General features: G+C 51.9%; 15 protein-coding genes. 4 read left to right on the forward strand and 11 right to left on the reverse strand.

Annotated elements, in window-relative coordinates; all coding sequences use genetic code 11:
• Window positions 1-10: 10 nt before the first annotated feature.
• The 5 genes from EHN13_RS03365 to EHN13_RS03385 all read right to left on the reverse strand — a co-directional run bounded on the left by EHN13_RS03365 (window position 11) and on the right by EHN13_RS03385 (window position 6,142).
• Window positions 11-1,561: a hypothetical protein gene (locus EHN13_RS03365; protein WP_003840986.1), complete on the reverse strand. Its 1,551-nt coding sequence runs from the start codon at window positions 1,559-1,561 to the stop codon at window positions 11-13.
• Window positions 1,562-1,678: 117 nt separating this feature from the next.
• Window positions 1,679-3,097 (reverse strand): YlbE family protein, encoded by a 1,419-nt coding sequence (locus EHN13_RS03370; protein WP_124020883.1) that lies wholly within the window; start codon window positions 3,095-3,097, stop codon window positions 1,679-1,681.
• Window positions 3,097-4,644, reverse strand: coding sequence for an acyl-CoA synthetase FdrA (gene fdrA, locus EHN13_RS03375; RefSeq protein ID WP_124020884.1), 1,548 nt, complete (start codon window positions 4,642-4,644; stop codon window positions 3,097-3,099). The genes EHN13_RS03370 and fdrA overlap by 1 nt, the downstream gene beginning before the upstream one ends.
• Window positions 4,622-5,410: an oxamate carbamoyltransferase subunit AllH family protein gene (locus tag EHN13_RS03380; protein ID WP_124020885.1), complete on the reverse strand. Its 789-nt coding sequence runs from the start codon at window positions 5,408-5,410 to the stop codon at window positions 4,622-4,624. Before EHN13_RS03380 ends, fdrA begins: the two co-directional genes overlap by 23 nt.
• Window positions 5,411-5,536: 126 nt before the next feature.
• On the reverse strand, window positions 5,537-6,142 hold the full coding sequence (locus EHN13_RS03385) for an ankyrin repeat domain-containing protein (RefSeq protein ID WP_048213131.1): 606 nt from the start codon (window positions 6,140-6,142) through the stop codon (window positions 5,537-5,539).
• Between the two features lie 392 nt (window positions 6,143-6,534).
• Between EHN13_RS03385 and EHN13_RS03390 the strand changes: the two genes are divergently transcribed.
• Entirely contained in the window at window positions 6,535-7,464 is a 930-nt protein-coding gene (locus tag EHN13_RS03390; protein WP_005123372.1) for a LysR substrate-binding domain-containing protein, read from the forward strand.
• A gap of 42 nt (window positions 7,465-7,506) precedes the next feature.
• Here EHN13_RS03390 and EHN13_RS03395 read toward each other — a convergent pair whose 3' ends face one another.
• The 6 genes from EHN13_RS03395 to pgaA all read right to left on the reverse strand — a co-directional run bounded on the left by EHN13_RS03395 (window position 7,507) and on the right by pgaA (window position 14,431).
• Complete coding sequence (locus EHN13_RS03395) at window positions 7,507-7,779, reverse strand: GNAT family N-acetyltransferase (protein ID WP_101741591.1); 273 nt, start codon at window positions 7,777-7,779, stop codon at window positions 7,507-7,509.
• An 11-nt stretch (window positions 7,780-7,790) separates the two neighbouring features.
• Window positions 7,791-8,021, reverse strand: a complete 231-nt coding sequence (yjdI, locus tag EHN13_RS03400; protein ID WP_005123368.1) for a 4Fe-4S mono-cluster protein YjdI — start codon at window positions 8,019-8,021, stop codon at window positions 7,791-7,793.
• Window positions 8,022-8,103: 82 nt separating this feature from the next.
• Window positions 8,104-8,610 carry a poly-beta-1,6-N-acetyl-D-glucosamine biosynthesis protein PgaD gene (gene pgaD, locus EHN13_RS03405; RefSeq protein ID WP_048213134.1) on the reverse strand — a complete coding sequence of 169 codons (507 nt, stop codon included), beginning with the start codon at window positions 8,608-8,610 and terminating at the stop codon, window positions 8,104-8,106.
• On the reverse strand, window positions 8,607-9,941 hold the full coding sequence (gene pgaC, locus EHN13_RS03410; protein WP_040232145.1) for a poly-beta-1,6-N-acetyl-D-glucosamine synthase: 1,335 nt from the start codon (window positions 9,939-9,941) through the stop codon (window positions 8,607-8,609). The genes pgaD and pgaC overlap by 4 nt, the downstream gene beginning before the upstream one ends.
• Window positions 9,938-11,959, reverse strand: a complete 2,022-nt coding sequence (gene pgaB / locus EHN13_RS03415; protein WP_048213135.1) for a poly-beta-1,6-N-acetyl-D-glucosamine N-deacetylase PgaB — start codon at window positions 11,957-11,959, stop codon at window positions 9,938-9,940. Before pgaB ends, pgaC begins: the two co-directional genes overlap by 4 nt.
• A gap of 9 nt (window positions 11,960-11,968) precedes the next feature.
• A complete protein-coding gene (gene pgaA / locus EHN13_RS03420; protein ID WP_124020886.1) occupies window positions 11,969-14,431 on the reverse strand; it encodes a poly-beta-1,6 N-acetyl-D-glucosamine export porin PgaA in 2,463 nt (820 codons plus the stop codon).
• An 840-nt stretch (window positions 14,432-15,271) separates the two neighbouring features.
• Between pgaA and EHN13_RS03425 the strand changes: the two genes are divergently transcribed.
• From EHN13_RS03425 to EHN13_RS03435, 3 genes are all read left to right on the forward strand, one after another.
• Window positions 15,272-15,808, forward strand: coding sequence for a GNAT family N-acetyltransferase (locus tag EHN13_RS03425; RefSeq protein WP_124020887.1), 537 nt, complete (start codon window positions 15,272-15,274; stop codon window positions 15,806-15,808).
• A gap of 272 nt (window positions 15,809-16,080) precedes the next feature.
• The gene (locus tag EHN13_RS03430) at window positions 16,081-16,803 is read left to right on the forward strand and encodes a hypothetical protein (RefSeq protein ID WP_048213138.1); all 723 of its coding nucleotides are present in this window, start codon (window positions 16,081-16,083) and stop codon (window positions 16,801-16,803) included.
• Window positions 16,803-17,432, forward strand: coding sequence for a hypothetical protein (locus EHN13_RS03435; RefSeq protein ID WP_115601511.1), 630 nt, complete (start codon window positions 16,803-16,805; stop codon window positions 17,430-17,432). Before EHN13_RS03430 ends, EHN13_RS03435 begins: the two co-directional genes overlap by 1 nt.
• Window positions 17,433-17,647: the final 215 nt, after the last annotated feature.

Raw genomic sequence — 17,647 nt, forward strand, 5'->3', positions numbered from 1 at the left:
TACAGGCGATTCAGGTCGTTTTCGTCGGTTCCTGCTCAGGCGCAGTCACCGCTTCACGGCTATCAAGAACATGCTTGAGGACAAACATGCCGCTCATCATCAGGTAGGCCACAACAAACATCATCGAGCTGCCCTCAGCAAAGCCAACTGCCGGGGAGTGGATCACGCCAAACAGCGACAGCAGTGCCCCAAAGGCTGCGGCAATCGCCCCGCGCAGCGGCTTATTCATAATGGCGAAGATAGCGACACAGCCCCACAGCATGCTGGCCAGCGGCGCGCCGCTTCCCAGATGCACCAGTCCGTCGTAATAGACGCCTTTGCTGTGCAGCAGGTCACTGCCCAGTTTCCCCGCAGAGGTTCCGGCGGCGCCCATCACGCTGTTAACGATGGTCAATGCCCAGTTGGCAATCCACGGGAACAGACAGATGAAGATGACGGGAACCTCTACTTTGGGTGTTTCTCGTACCACCTGGTTGGCGGTCACCACACCGATAAACACCAGAATCGGCACTATCGCAGTCATCGGAATAATGGCGAGCATAAACGCGCCCAGCCCAAACAGCGGTACCAGGAACATGGTGATGCCTGAAGCGAGGGTATAGCCGATGCTGGCGCCCATCGCTTTCCAGCCCGCATGCCCAACATACACGGTCACCGGGAACGGATTGCCCAGCATGCAGCCGAGCATGGAGGCAAAGCCATTCGCCATCATCACCTTACGGGTGTTGTACTCATCCCCCGCCGCGTGCGCACTTTCAATGTTCTCAAGGTCGAAAATGTAGTTCGCCAGACCCAGAGGAACCGCAGAAGCCAGATACGGCAGTGCATGCGGCAAGCCTTGCAAGAAGCTGTCGACATGAATTTCCGGCGGGTTGAAGCCAAAGGAAGACATCGACGCTTTAATGGCTTCCGGGCTTTGTAAACCGGAGATCCACGCCAGGGCCGTACCGGCAATCAGCAGCAGCAAGCCGGTAGGAATGCGGGCAAAAATCGGCTTCTTACCGAACCAGTTAATGAAGATCAGCAACAGGACGATGAAGGAGACGGTCGGCGCTTCGAATGCCTGCAGCATCGGGTTCATCGCCAGCAGCAACAGTCCCAGGCCGGACAGACAAGAAAGCAGTACCGTACGTGGGATCATCTTGCGGATGGTCTCGCCCAGGAAGGAGCCGCCGACCAGGATCAACGCTTCGACAAAGCACCACACCAACGCTATCTGGATGGCAAAGTTGGCATCTTTGGTTTGCTGATAAACCGGCATCAGTACCAGGAAGGTGACGGTAAAGATTGACGGTGCGCTCGGTCCGGACGGCAGCGCCGTCACGTCTTTACGCCCGGTGTGCTTTGCCATCTGCAGGCCAAACCAGGCGTAGCAGACGCTGGCCACCAGCACCGCCAGACCAAAGGCAGGCGCAATGCGACCATAGACAATTTCGGTAGGGATCCCGACGACAAAAATGAGCAGCCCCATCATTGTCAGCAGGTTAGTCAGGTTGTTGGTCATCAGCCCAAAGTAAGCTGCCCAGTCACCACGTTTCCATTCTAGTTTTATGCTGTTCATGGAATATCCTTAACAGGTTAAGCATCGTTTGCGATCGCGAAGATCGCCCAGCCCTGCAGGTAAGCAACGTTTTTCGCTTCGCTACTGTGGGGCTAACCGCGTTAGCCCCGATTGTTGTTATTGGCAGTAGCGGTCGCGCCAGTTGAGGATCGCCTTTTCAAAACAGGCGAACGGCGGGTGGACTATTCCGGCGCCGATCATACCGATCCCCGCGTCTTTGTGCGCAATTGCGGTGTTAATCACCGGCAGAATGCCGGTGCTGCCCACGCGCGTAATATCGATAGCGGTCGGTACGCCCATGAAACCCAGCAGCGGAATGGTGACGTTGGGGTTTTCGCCGAGAGTGATTTCACGCATCTGGCGAGAGAAATCAACGGCCTCTTCGACCGTACCACCCACCAGTGCCACGATGGCCGGCGCCGTCGCCATGGCGAAACCGCCAATGCCGTAGGTTTCGGTGATCGCGCTATCGCCAATATCACGTCCGGAATCTTCCGGCTTGTAGCCTGCAAACATCGGGCCAATCACCTGCTGCGCCGGACCGGTAAACCACTGACCCGGTAAGCCGCTAATGCGCAGACCGAACTCAACGCCGTTACGCGCCATCGTCGTCACCACGGTGCTGTATTCAATACCGTGGGCGGCGTCCATTGCGGCTTTACACATCGCCATCCAGGTCGGCCCGGAGAAGTAATCGCTGCTGAGGACGAACTCGAACACCTCACGCTGCTGCTCAACCGGATAACCGGTCTGAATGATCCACGGCGTCAGCGCCTGAATCAGCAGCGCCGTCCCAGCGTTATTGCGGTTATGACACTCATCGCCCATGTGCAGCGCCTGCGCCAGCATCAGGCGCAAGTCTATTTCTCCCGCCAGCTTCATGGCATCGCGCAGCATTAGGCCCAGCACATCACGCATCCAGTTCAGACGATCGATAACGCTCTGATCGTTCGCGCCCATGCGCAGGATCTTCGCCATCTGCTCGCTCATATTGGTATATGCGCGGTTGCCGTAGGTTTTGTTCTCAACGATGTGCATAAACATGGATGCTGACGTCACACCCGCCATCGAGCCAACGCAGTCATGCTCGTGGCACGGAGAGAAGATAATTTCGCCCGAGGCGGCCAGTTCGGCGGCTTCATCCAGATCTTTCGCCAGGCCTTCAAACACCAGCGCCCCGGTGACCGCGCCCTTCATTGCGCCGCACATTTTTTCCCAGCGGATTGGCGGCCCGGCGTGCAGGATGGTGTTACGGGTCATCCCCGGCACGACATTGATTGCCTGGTCATAACCAATCAGCACCGGATGCGACTGGATAATACGTTCCAGCGCCTGCTGGTTAGCTGCAGCGATTTTGTCTGCCAGCGGCGAATCGGCAATCTCGTCCAGTGCCGCAACCACCTGCATGTTGCCCTGGCCCGGCGGCGTCCAGTCGAGCTGGGTCACGGGAACGTTCTGCTTTTTCAGGTCATCGCTGAACATCGCGATACCGACGTTAATCACATTCAGCGGCTGGTTAAACAGCGTCTGGCTCATCAGGCTTCCTCCCCTTTACAGATAAATTCACGCGCCAGCAATCCGGTGTTGGTGCTACTGCTCGCCCAGATAACACCAGCATCAGTCAGCATCTGACACTGTTTTTCCAGCGATGGCGTATCCTGATCGGTTCCCAGCACATAGCCGAGGATCTCAAGCGGACGACCGTCTGCGGCGGCGATCGCTTTGGCTTCAACGATCGCGTCGAGCATTACGCCAACCGGATCTTCATGCGATCCAAAGCCGAGGACGAAATCCATCACGATCACGCCAACTTCAGGATCGCGCGCTTCCTGCAACAGACGACTAATGCGGTTGGTGGGATCGATCATCGGGTGCGGTTTACCGTTGGTGAAATCATCATCACCGAAATCAAGGAAGGTATGCGCGACGCTGCGATTGAGATCCGTGAGGCGGAATGCCGGGTCCGGATGAATGTTGCTGTACACTTCAGCATGTTTTTCCATGGCGGCAAACATCGCTTCATCGCACAGCGTGCCACCGCAGAACAAGCCACGGATGTACTTTTGCTGTGGCGTCAGACGGGCGCGAACCTCTTCAATCAGCGGCCAGTTGAGCGGATGCAGATCCAGACTCTCTTTTTTCACGCCTGTCAGCAGTACCGCTTTCAGCGCAGCTTCTTTGGTGCCACGTGCGAACTGCAGCCCCACTTCATCCGCAGGCGCGGCATCACGTCCAAGGAAACACACCACCACGGGCTTATGACAGGCGCGTGCACGTTCCAGTACCTTGCGGGCCACCGCAGGTGCAGGCGGTTTGGAGATCAGTGCAATGATTTCGGTTTGCGGATCGGCTTCCAACATGCCAATCGCGTCAAGCATCATCAGGCCGCCAATCTTTTCACTCAGATCGCGTCCACCGGTGCCAATCAGTTGGGAAATCCCGCCGCCAAACTCGTGAATGCGTACGCTCAGTTCCTGGCTACCGGTACCGGACGCACCAATAATTCCGATGTTGCCGCGACGCACTGCGTTGCCAAAACACAGCGCCGCGCCGTTAATAATGGCGGTTCCGCAGTCTGGCCCCATCATCAACAGCCCTTTTTCGTGCGCCAGTTGCTTAAGCGTCAGCTCGTCTTCAAGAGAGACGTTGTCAGAGAACAACATCACGTTGAGGTTATTTTGCAGCGCCTGACGCGCTTCACGCGCGGCAAACAGGCCATTGACCGAGATCACCGCCAGGTTGCTGTCAGGAACATGTTTCTTCGCGCTGGCCAGCGTGGCATAGCGCGCTTCGTGCTGGCCGCCCTGCTCTTTATGCGTGAACAGATCCTCAATCGCCACCAGCGTCTGCTCGTTCGCCGCTTCGCTGGCGCCTTTAATGACAATCATCAGATCGCCACTTTTCGCCTCTTCCAGTTCAGGCGTGAGCAAGCCGAGATTCTTCAGCACGCCCTTATTCATTTCTGTCGCCATCGCCACGAACGCCTGCTCCACACCATCGAGCTTATTTGCGCGTGTTGAAATAGACATCAGTGAGACAGAATCAAAGTACGTATTCTTTTTAACAACTATCCTGATCGACATAATTCCCTCCGGATCTGTGGCTCAGGGCGCAGGCATCTGCCATGCCGTACAGCATGTCGCAGCCAGAACTTGAGCCGATATTTTTAATATCAGTTATATATTGCGTAGAAACGGGTTGTTGCTCATTAATAATATGGTTCAGCAGTCGTGCGACACTTTCCCGATAGCGCTGATGAAAAGCCTCCTCCAGCGTAATTTTACTGAGTAATGTCGTATTATTTCCGTCACGCTGCAAGGCGGCTAAAAACTCTCCCCGATATTTTCCCAGCGGGTGTCCTGGAATAAATAAGATGGTACTTAGACCAACTAAATAATCATCCGATGATGGCGTCAGCCCAATCCCCAGACCAATTAAATGGCTGACCGCTGTAGAGATATTTTCTCCTGTACGCAACGCCGTCAGTAATGTTTGTCGGCGGTTGCGTAATTGACGGGTGATTTCCTGAAAAAACGGATTGTCACCCAGGTACAGAAATAATGTGTCGTCGCTTCTTAGCTGTTGGCGGATAACCCCTTCCCAGCGCTGCCAGTAAACTGCGGCGAGGCTTACTGTATCTGGCGTCCACCGTGGTATGTGCCACGGCAGACAACCGGAAGTTTCTATCCATTTATCGTTGCCAACGGCTATCCCCGACTCGGTAAAACTGACCCGTTCACCAGGGTAAAACAGGTCTTCACAATGCGTCAGCGCCAGCCGACAGCTGTTAGGCGCGTTATCACAATCTTCACTCAATAACGTCAGCAGCCGCTGCTGTTCAGGTATCAACAGGTTTACCGCGTGGGAAAAAACCTGTTCAACCCGCCCCGTTCCCCGGAAAGCGAGAAACGCGCCGTCGGCGGTTAGCGCCCGAACGCATCGCCGTGATGGCGTGGCGATAGCGGCGCTCCTCTGTCAGGCTCCGGCGGCAATCAGCAGCTCGGCAATTTCGTGGTAACCTTTCTCCCGCGCCAGTTCCAGCGGGGTTTTACCGTATTTATCCGTCATGTGCGGGTTCGCGCCATGGTCGAGCAGCAGCTTGACGATCTCCTGCTGCTTCGCGCCGCCGTCGTTAAGTACGATAGCTTCCAGCAGCGGCGTCCAGCCAACGAAATTGGTGTGGTTGACATTAATATCGGTATGCAGCAGCAGCTCGCGCACGATCTCAACATGACCTTTTTCGCTGGCAGGCGTAATGCCGACACCGCCAAAACGACTCAGACGCTCAAGATCCGGGTTAGCCGGTAATACCAAACGCAGTAGCGTTAAGTCATTTGTCAGGCAGCTAATCAGGAATGGATTAAAGCAGGTTTGATCTTGCTTATTAATATCAGCACCGGCGGCAATCAATAAAGAAACACAATCGTAATGCTTATTCAGGCTGGCAATAATTATGGCAGTACGGCCCTGACGGTTGGTGGCATTAATATCCACATTTTTTTCCAGACAGGATTTTAATCCTTCGACGTTACCCTGTTCTGCCGCCAGCAGAAATTCAGTAATAAGTTCTTTCTCTGACATAATCACTCTCCTGCAGTTTTTTAGACTCTTCATATTTCCGATAACCTGAGAATAGCAACAGAGTTTAGAGAATAACATCCGCTTAAATTTCATTCATCGTAAGCGTGTCGATTGTTGAATCAAATTTAATAATGAGAGTAAAACGTGCTGTAGTGCAATCTTTCCCTTATGACGGAAGCCGTTTTAGCGATGAATCAGAGCCTGGGGAAATCAGGCGGTATGCAGCACGGATAGCGGGTCGCAACTAAAATACAGAAGTGTGATTGCCTTCAAATCAAATGTAACCCTAGTGTTAAATTCTGTTCAAAACTGATTGCTCTCGATAAGGATTACAAATACATTCAACAATCATCGTATCGTGGACATCGCAGCATGGTCTGAGGGGAGAACGGATGAATTCAATTTTTACCGAGGAAAACCTGCTGGCCTTTACGATGGCAGCGCGCTACAGCAGTTTCAGCAAGGCCGCTGAGGAGCTTGGCTTAACAACGTCGGCCATCAGCTACACCATCAAACGTATGGAGATGGGGCTCGATGTGGTGCTGTTTACTCGCAGTACCCGCAGCATTGAGCTCACCGAGTCCGGTCGCTACTTCTTTCGCAAAGCAACCGACCTGCTGAATGACTTCCACGCCATCAAGCGCAGCATCGATACTATCGCCCAGGGAATTGAAGCGAGGGTACGCATTTGCATTAACCAGTTGTTGTATACCCCACAGCATACTGCACGGCTGTTACAGGTACTCAAAAAGCAGTTTCCGACCTGCCAGATAACCGTCACCACCGAGGTGTATAACGGCGTCTGGGATTCGATCATCAACAACCTCGCCAACATCGCTATCGGCGCGCCCGATACGTTACTGGACGGCGGCGGCATTGATTACACTGAGATTGGCGCGATCCGCTGGTCGTTTGCGATTGCCCCGGATCATCCGCTCGCCTTTATGCCTGAACCTATTTCTGAGAGCCAGCTGCGCCTGTACCCGAACATCATGGTGGAAGACACCGCGCACACCATTAACAAGAAGGTCGGCTGGCTGTTACACGGACAGGAGTCGATTCTGGTTCCTGATTTTAATACCAAGTGTCAGTGCCAGATTCTGGGTGAAGGCATCGGCTTTTTACCGGACTATATGGTACGCGAAGCGATGGAAAAGTCGCTGCTGGTCACGCGGCAGATCCACAACCCGCGTCAGGATTCACGCATGCTGTTGGCAACCCAGCACGCAGCAACCGGTCGCGTAACGCAGTGGATTAAAAAAGAGTTTGGCCCACAAGGGGTACTGACGGGGATTTATCAGGATCTGCTGCATCGGCAGTGATGCGCCGGATAGCGGGGATGCGTTCCGGCGCTCGTGTGATAATCAGGCGCGAATATCGTCGTACTCGCGAGTTTTATCGAACTCATGTTTGGCAAACGGACACAGCGGAATAACTTTGCGGTTTTCAGCGCGCATTTTCTCCACCACCTTCGCTACCAGCAGCTTACCCACGCCCTGACCTTTCAGACTGGGGTCGACATCGGTATGCTCAATGATGCTCAGATGCTCGCCCGTCGGCACAAAAACAATCTCGGCGACCTGCTTGCCTTCAGCATCGTTCACATAAAATTTGTTGTGGCCTGCAAGAATTTCCATGGTTCCCTCACTTATTTCTGGCGATACTTCAGTGCACCACTCGGACAGGTATCAATAACCCTGATAACCGTCGCAACATCGACTTCATCCGGGATGATCCACGGTTTACGCTTCAGGTTAAAAAGCTTTGCGCTTCCTCGTACGCAATTACCCGAATGTTGGCACATCCCCGTGTTGAAATAGACATCAATCTTCTCGCCGGTATAGGCCCGGTAACCTGCATCCAGTAGTTCCTTATCCACGACATTGCCTCACATTTTTTTATTGTCTGGGTCTAATCATAGACCGATGCGAGGCTGAAGGAAGCCGCTGAAAGCAGAAATATCACTCAGACCGTCTCTGCCACGACGGCTGCTGCTCTGGTGGCAAATACTCCAGCATCGCAGGCGTCGGTGGCGGCAGACGGTTATCGGCGATATCCCTGTCCACATCGATATGACTGATCTCACCACTTTCATGATGGTGAACCGTCAGCACCCTCGCCTTGTTCAGCTCGGTCACCAGCTCGCGGGTAATGCGTAAACTTTCCGCCAGCTCATGCTCTTCCAGACCCGGTCTGCGACTGCGGCGTTCCACCCGGAAACGAAACTGGTTGTACTTAGCCCAACCAATTAGCACCAGACCATTGACCAGGGCAATAAGAATGTAAAACGTCACCGTATCCAGGGTCGTGAAAAAGGGGCGAACCCCTATATGCGGTGAATGCGCCAGTGCGACGATCAACCCTTTATAAATCAGGTATAAGAACCCAATCCAGGCAATAAGCGTCAACACGACGTCGATCACCCGCGGCAGCAGACGCCGTTCGGTAAAAATCAGCGGTTGGTTCATGATTCAATCCTCCCGATACCGCGATCAGGACTGACCCAGCGTGCCCTGCCGCGTTTGCGTTTGAGCATCACTTTGGGGAACGCCACCAGCGTGGTGAACAGACTCAGCATCCAGTACACCACCGGGAACCAGATGATCCAGAACAATGAGGCCCCAATCCCTTTTTCATAGCGCCGTTCAATCATCAGGCTCACCGCGAACTGCAACAGGCAGACCACGCCGAGGATAAGTCCAGTGAAGGCTGGCGGGAACAGATGCTGAACATACAGCGTGTCTGGCATCGGGAATAGCAGCCCTAACAGGAACAGCACGATACTAACCGCATACGCAAATGCCCACGCGGTAGAGAAACAGAACTCAAGGAACAGCGGCCACATACGGCGGAATTCCCACGACCACAGGCGGCGCATGTTAACGATAAACACCTCCGCACCACCTTGTGCCCAGCGCAGGCGCTGTTTCCACAGTCCTTTCAATGTTTCAGGCATCAGGATCCAGCACAGCGCGCGCGGCTCAAAGAATACCGACCAGTGGCGTAATTGCAGCTTCCAGCTGATGTCGATATCTTCGGTGATCATGTCCGGGCTCCAGTAGCCAACTTCAGCCAACGCCCGGCGACGAAACGCGGCAACGACACCTGAAACAGTAAATATCTGCCCGTAGACTCGCTGGGTACGCTTGATTAAGCCGATAATCGACGAGAACTCACCGACCTGTACGCGGCCAATTAACGTCGAGCGGGTACGAATACGCGGGTTACCGGTCACCGCACCAACGCGCGGGAACTGGATAAGCGGAGCCACGATATAGGCGACGGCATCACGATCCAGTAACGCATCCCCATCGATGCACACCAGGTAATCACTGCGCGCTGCAGCTGCGCCGGTCTTAAGAGCCAGGGCTTTCCCCTGGTTTTCCGCTAAGTGAATCACTCGCAGGCTTGGGTACTCTGTTGCCAGCTGTTCCAGAACATCGTGCGTGTCATCCGTCGAACCATCATTGATGGCAATAACTTCAATATTCTTATATCGCTGGGCCAGTGCGGCCTCGATCGTTTCGCGCGCGTTGATCCCTTCGTTAAAACACGGGATCAAAATCGAGACCAGCGGATTTCCCTCCAAAGTAGGCGGCGGCGTTTCATCTCCCCATTTCCAGTGACGCTCACGGTAAAACCAGAAATAGACCCCGCCGCTTATCCACAATGCAGACATGAACAAGGGCCAGAAGAAGACAAAGTTCAACATCACTTCACCCGTGAAGACGACAGCCACGCCAAACGGCAGGCTGAACATCAGGCAAAGTATCAGGAAAGCAATTATGCGATCGGTCATTTTTGCGGGTACCAGTATGAGGAGAACGTCGAACGAATCTCTGACATCTCAGGTTTATCGCTGATGAAATCATCCGGGTAATAGCCGTAGTTGCCTGCGCCGCTTAACTTAAGCTGACGCATCCATTCGGCGAGCTGTTTACCGCTGATTTCGGCCTGTTCCCCGGATTTACGCCAGTCGCGTGCCTGCAGTTCAAACACGGTTTTATCCAGCGCGCCGGGCGTCTGTGCGACAGCATTCACCAGTCGATCAAGCCAGGCGTTAGCATCATTGGCCGGGATCTGCTCCATAAATGGCATCGCCATGGGTGCCGTCCAGTCATAGGTATTCAGGAAATCATTCAGGTTTTGCGCAAACCAGGCTTCACTTTCAGGCTCCAGTACCGGCATGGCGTAAATATTGCGCGCAGTTTGCACCTGTGGACCGCGAATATTACGCACAGACTGAGTCAGCTGTTTGGTGAAGTCGATCAGCATCTTACTTTTCAGGCGAGTCCAGCGCTCAAACGCCTGAGGGTTATTACGGATTTGCTCGATGCTTCCCGGAAGTCCTGCGGCACGGTAGGCGGCTAACGCCTCCGGCGACGCATCTTCAAAATCCGTCAGGAAGGCATCGTCATGGAACAAGATGCCTTTGAAGCTGGCGTGCTTCGCCAGGTCTTCGTAGATCTCGGTAATGCGCTGACGCGCTTCACTGCTCCAGGGTGAAAGACGGACATAGTTCTCGCGGTTGATCGCAGTACGTCCGGTTTTCGGATCCCATGCCGTTACACGCGGAATTGAGGCATCCAGATCGAAAGCCAGCACCGGCATCCAGGCGTACACGGTAACCCCTGCACGGGTTTGTAACTGCCAGGAGATATAGTTAAACAGATCGGCGCGCATCGGCAGCCAGCGGTTAGGGAAATAGACCTCGCGAATGTTCCCGTCGCCTTTAGGGTCGGCATACGCCTGCAGGAAGACATGAGAGATACGCATGTCGTAGACACGCTGGATCAGCTTATCGATGTTGCGCTTCTGCTGGGCGGGGTCTTTGTCATAGACGTAATCCAGATCGACATGCATCACGCGCATCGTCTGCGGTTCACGCACCTGAGCAACCTGACTGGCAAAACGCTTGAGCGATGGGTTATCAGAAATCAGTACACGCGGGATATCATCAAGGAATGCCGCATTCGCCAGCCCTTCATTAAGCGTAAACGCCATCTTATAACCTTGCTCTTTGGCCAGGTTTAAGGTCGTACCGCTGGCGGCACCGTAAGGCCATACCCACGCACGTGGCGATTTCCCCGTTACCGCTTTAATTTTATTGGTGATCAAAGAGATATCGGTATTAATACGGCGATAGTATTGCTCGTCCGTTTCGTAAGTGCCGGTTTTCTTATCGTAGAGACGGTTTGCCACTGCAGGTTCTTTACTTCCCTGCGGGTTCGCCTCAGCACCGAAATGCGAGTTCCAGGTATGCGCGCCGATTTCCACCAACGGCGATTTGCCCATTTCCTCGACCATCTTCCAGGTGGCGAATTTGTCGCGCGCCGTCATCAGGCCACCAAAATCGACTTTTTTGTCCGCAGGGGCATCCACCCAGCTTCCAACCGGTGCCCAAAGGGCTGGCCAGTTGTAAGCTTTCAGCAGCGGCCAGACGCGGGTATAGAAACTGCTATACCCGTCATCAAAGGTGAGCAGAACCGCTTTTTCCGGCAGCACGATTTTACCGTCATGAGCATCCAGAATTTGCTGAACGCTGATCGGGTTATAGCCATTATCACGGAGCCAGGCTATTTGATCGCTCAGCGCGCTGGTACGCACAGAGAGGTAGCGCTGATCGGCTGCATCATCCTCTACATCGTGATAACCCAGAACCAAAAAACTATTTTTCGGCCACGGGTGATCGGCCGTCAGCGGCGTTCTCTCATCAGGAGGAACGTAGCGAGGCGTCGTATTGTGCGCACTGCTGCACGCGGTAATCATCAACCAGCCAGCGATGAGTGCGCTAAGCCATAGGCATCTTTTCAGCATGAACAATCCTTAAAACCTGACATTCAAATCGAAAGCGAGGGAGATATTCCGCTCACGTTTACCGTCGTAGGGGCGTTTATCCCACACCAGCATCACCCCGCCATCTACGACGTTGTTCCATTTAAGCCGTTGGCCGTAACCCAACTGGACGATAGCCCCTGCGTCTTCACCTTGTTGCCAGTAGCCGCCCACACCAGCCACTCCCTGCTGTGTCCACACGGTGTCATAGTGTCGGTAAAGCACCTGCTCCGCGGTCAAGCCGGGAACTACGGAGAAATCACTTTTGGGGTTGTAATACGGCACATTCTCTTTGGTGTTGGTGCTACCGCCGATACCCGGGGTAAAGTCCAGCGTGAAGCGCGGTGTCGTCCACATACGCTCTTTTCCGCTAAGTCCGTATTCGAGACGATCGTTACCATCCGAGAAATGTGAGGCCGCAAACGACAATTGATACTCTCGCCGTTCGTTTTGGTACCAGCGGACATACATGTCGCCGCCGTTTGCATATACGCCGCTACGCAGCGCACGCAGTGGCGTATTGCGGGAAAGACGCTCTGCTGACCCACCCACACGCCAGTTATCATTGAAGTCATGCCAGGCTGAAAGACGGCCCCCCATTTTCTGCCCGTCGCCATAATTACGGCCAGACAGTTCCATTTCGGCCCAGTAATCACGTGAAGTCCATTCAGCACCAGCCGCCAAATCGCGGCTGATGCCCTTTCCTTCTTCAAACTCGCCGGTGGCAAAGTTGAAACCGGTAAACAGTCGCCAGTTGTCATTAATCGGCGGGCTGTAAATCGCTGTATTGATGTTGAAGTCATTCTTACCGCTGACCGGACTATCGGAGGAGATCCCCTGCGTACCGCTGATACGCACTTCCGACATTTTGTGCACATCACGGATCCGTGCCAGGCGCAGCGTCGCTTCGTCATCCGGGCTACGGGCGATGACATCATCGGTCAGCTCATCGGCCTGTTTCCACTCCTGAAGATCCAGCGCCACATAGGCCTGCTGACGCTCCAGCTCCAGGTTGCTGGGCTCGATCACTTCCGCAAGCTTTAACTCTTTTTCCGCCGCATGTGGCAATCCACGGGCTTCCAAAACGGAAGCATAGGTTATGCGCAACCCCTGGTTACCGGACCCCGTTCGTGCCAGATGTTCTGAGAGTTTTTCTGCCTCAGGCAGTTCATTGGCAGCAAGATGATATTGCGTCAGCAGCGTCTGCCCGAGCAGCCAGTTATCGTTAGGCTGTGGCGTTGGCGAGCCGTAGATACGACGCAGATACGGGCTCTCTTTGATCAAGTCATCAACTTGTTTTTTAGCGGCATCAAAGTTTTCATTATCAATATGCGCATAGAACAGATCCTGTTGATCTTCAGGACTGAGCGGCGTCACAGGGATAGGTCCGTTCGGATAATAGATGCTCGCCAGCATTGCTTCGGTCTTTTCCGGCTGACGTTCGCTGAGCCACGCCGAAGCCACCCAACGTTTGGCATAGTTGGGCACTTCACCGTCCGCGGAAAGGGATTCGTACTCCTGAATCACGTCGGCAGTGCGCTTACGCACCAGCAGGGCCCCCATGCGGTCAATCCTCGCCCGACGCACATCCCCCTGAGCTGCGGGTTCATCTTTCCAGGCTGCCAGCAACTGGTCATAGCGGGCAAGCGCTTTATCCGCCACGATAAAACGCTCATCTTCATTTCGTGCAGAAGTATAAGAAGCGCGCACCTTTTCGGCTGCAGCATCAAGCGCCAGACGCCGCTTAACGGGGTCAGATGTCGGAACCACTTCCGTCAGTCCCAACGCCGGTTCAGCAACACGGTTGGCTGACAGCGCTGACAACAGCGTGGATTTCGCATTTTTGTTACCCGGATCAACTTCATCCGCCTGGCTGGCGACTAACAGCGCATCCCAGTTTTTACCCTGTGAATGATACACATAGGCAAGCAGTGCATCAGAGTCAGCCCCCGGATGCGCGCGTGCCCATTTATTCGCTTCAGTCAGGGCCTGCTGATTGTAACGTGCATCCGCCAGCGTCATGATCCAGCCAGTACGCACATCGGCGTTCTCAGGCTCTTCCTGTACAACGCTCTCCCAGAGCGCTAATGATTCATTCCAGCTCTTCTGATTGCGATACGCACGTGCAGCGGCCACTTTGCCGCGTGCGGGCACTTCCATCTGTCCACGATACCTTTGCCAGATATCAATGGTTGCTTTATCGTTGTTATCAACCCAACTGGATACTTGCAGCCAGTCAGCCACCTGATTTGGCGTTAACGCACTTTTCTTTCCCTGCTCCTCAAGGTAGCGCAATAACGGTGTGCTATTACCACCTCGCGCTTCAATAATCAACGCATCGTAATCTGATACTGCTGCAGAGGCTTGCATTGGGAAAAAAACGCTTGCCGTAAATAAACAGGTTACTGACTTGAAGCGTTTAATAAAGTTGGCATGTCGACGCATACTGAACATATCTGCCCTTATATCTTACATCATAGTAAAAATAAGCGTTTTCAATAAGTTATAGTCATTCCATGACGGTTGCCGACCATGTAAAGTGCACTGCCGCTTATTTCGTAATATGGCTAAAAATCATTTAATTCTTTCGTCTTATTGACTCCCTATGACTCGTCCACTCGTCGTTGAGAGGCTGGCGAAAGCTCAGGAATTTTATCACTCAGTGTGGGGTCTTGCTATGTTATAAGAAAACTCTTAGGCAAAAAAAGTATTTTAAACCAAATTATCCTAATACTCTTGGGATCGAATACTGGATTTAGATTAAGTTTCCGTGACGAAACCACGTAACGATGATAACTATTATCAGCAAATATAGAAACACCAGGTAACTGTTTGCCTGATAAGCATTTTGAAAATTGACAGGAAAAACCTGATAATTAACAGTAACTGATAACACTATAAATAACATCAGTTAATTTTAAACGGCTAAGTTTCAGGGTTAAATCGGCAACATAACACCAGGCAAAAAGAATTAGGTAAAGATATAACAAAATGAAATTAAAGGGCTTTATGAGCAGTATGTTTATCACCTACCAAAAATGGCATTGTGGAATACCTCAATGAACTACCACAGGCAATTGTTAATTCCACTACGCCCAAGTGTATTTATCATTCCGTAAAACTGTACTTATCTATTTGTTAAATTATTGGCGATATCAACGACAATCAATTTTACCCTTACAAAATACAAGCCTAATACTATTGAATGATGTCCATTGAGCCATAAGCTTTTACGCTTACCCTTTCCGCATTCTTTCAGGTAATCTGGCAAAAGATGCCAACGGGAACTGGTCAATGAAAATCGTTAACGCAGAAGAAAAGCACATCCCCGCTATCCATACTATCTACGCACATCATGTTCTTCACGGGACGGCCAGTTTTGAGACTAACCCGCCAGATTCTCACGAAATGCTTGTTCGCCTGACTAAGATCCGCGAGCTGGGGTTGCCGTGGGTTGTGGCCCTGCAGGACGAAAAAGTCATCGGCTACTGTTATCTCACTCGCTACCGTGAACGCTATGCCTACCGTTATACGCTCGAAGACTCGATTTATATTGATCCGACAGCACAACGTCAGGGCGCGGGCAAAGCGCTACTACACCATGTCATTACATGGGCAGAAACACACGGCTACCGACAGATGATTGCCATCGTCGGCGACAGCAATAATCAGGGATCGCTGAAAGTCCACCAGCAGGTCGGATTTATGGAGGTCGGCACGCTAAAGAATATTGGCTTCAAGCATGGTCGCTGGCTCGATACCGTATTGCTACAACGTAATCTGGGTGAAGGTAACAGCACACTGCCGCCCGACGCTGGCATGATGCTCTGAGGGAAAACGGAGGAGCCCCCCTTAATACTTATTTCAGTCGTTTGCCTGCTTTATCTACCTGCTACTCGCCATCTTCCTTTACGAAAATGCCTTTTTGCGCACAACAACACGATACCCAGAGGGGTTTCATCAGATAGATTTCTGTGGTGCAGGACTGGCAAGATGGAATGATAAGGTAGATGATTGTTACACTTGAACATGTCAGTATAAACGATTAGAAAATAAAGCTAACCGACTAATTTTATTAGCTAAGCCACATTAAGGAATATGGGATGTTAAATGCCATTCTGGAAGGTAAAGCGGGAAGAATAACGCTAAATGAAGGGATGCGACAAAGCTGGCGAACTGTTTTTCAGTCCTATGAAGATCTACTCACAGCTGCAATCTGGAGCCGGGTTAACTATTTATCACCTGCTGCAATGAGTCATTTCTTTTCTGCATTGACCGGGAAATCCAGGGATGATTGGGGAGCTTATGAAGCTATCGCTTTCTGGCCAAAATTCGCTTTTCCCGATTCCATTGATGAAAAAATGCAGCCATACACATCTGGTCTGGAACAATTTTCTGAACCGGATGTGGTCATCACTTTCGAACATGCGGCACTGATTGTCGAGGTAAAACCACCTGCTGGAGGGATGCAATATCAACAGCAATGGCGAAAAGAACTTTATACTTATTTACACGATGATGACGCCAAACCTGTTGTCCATTTTTTAGCTCTGGGCAACTTGCCCGCCGCCGCAAAAACCTGGTTTCACGAATTAGCGACAGAGTTTCCCCAGGTTGAATTTCATGGACTGGAATGGCGTAGACTCAGAGAAATTTTCCAGCATTCAGAATGGAATGCCCCTCAGGATAAGCGCATCGTTGCTGATTGCCTGAAAGCCCTTGCTCTGTACGGCATCCGCGAACCACTGCTTCCCTGGCACAGATTTAGTCAATTTCTGACAGAGAATCCCCTCTCCGGCGATTTATCACTTATTAAGGAACAATAATGACACATGATCCCTTTGCTCAGGTTCGTCAGGCTCACCGCATCTGCGGGGCGTATTACCAGCAAATTCTGCCAATGATCAATGAGGTTGCGCAGAAAATAGAAACCTCTTTTCTCCTCTGGGATACATGGAGTTTCAATAAACCTCCTCGTCGTGGCGTGAATCCACTGGAGAGTTGGAAATGGGACTACCTGCCAATGATGGATGTATCATTCGTCTTTGGCAAACAAAAGCAGCCTTCTTTACCGATGTTGATGACCGATTATGTGATTGATTTTAAATTGGTTACTGACAGCGAATTAGAATATCACCAGCGCACATCACAGTACCCAAAAGATGAAGAACCACTGGCAACCCGACTGAAAACACCCGCCGACAAATCCCAAAGTTATCTGAATATTTATCTCTTCTCAGCAGCAAACAATGACACACCGTATTCCTCTCCAGAAGAGATGTGGGACAGCTATGAGGGCTATCCTGATACCCATTCCAAAGTACAATTTTCTGACAATAACCAAATTCGCGGTATCGGATTTTCAGTGCCGCTGATAGATATCGCGAACGACAATGGAGTGAATCTACTGGTGGAAAAAATTTTGGAACATAGAGAATATCTCATGCAAGGATAACCTGTTATCGCAGGATAACTTAATTTTTATAAGTGTTATCAGAGATTGAGCGGGTAATATTAAATCCAATATATCCTTATAATTCCAAAGTGATGCAGGGGGATTATTCAATAGAGAATAGTCCCCCTGCATCTCCCTATCGTTCTATAAATGGGACACTGCTTCCCACTTTTCAATCTGGACGGGTTATAACACATGAATTATAAATGCATCTG

The sequence above is a fragment of the Citrobacter youngae genome, assembly GCF_003818115.1.
GTDB classification, from domain to species: Bacteria; Pseudomonadota; Gammaproteobacteria; order Enterobacterales; family Enterobacteriaceae; genus Citrobacter; species Citrobacter youngae.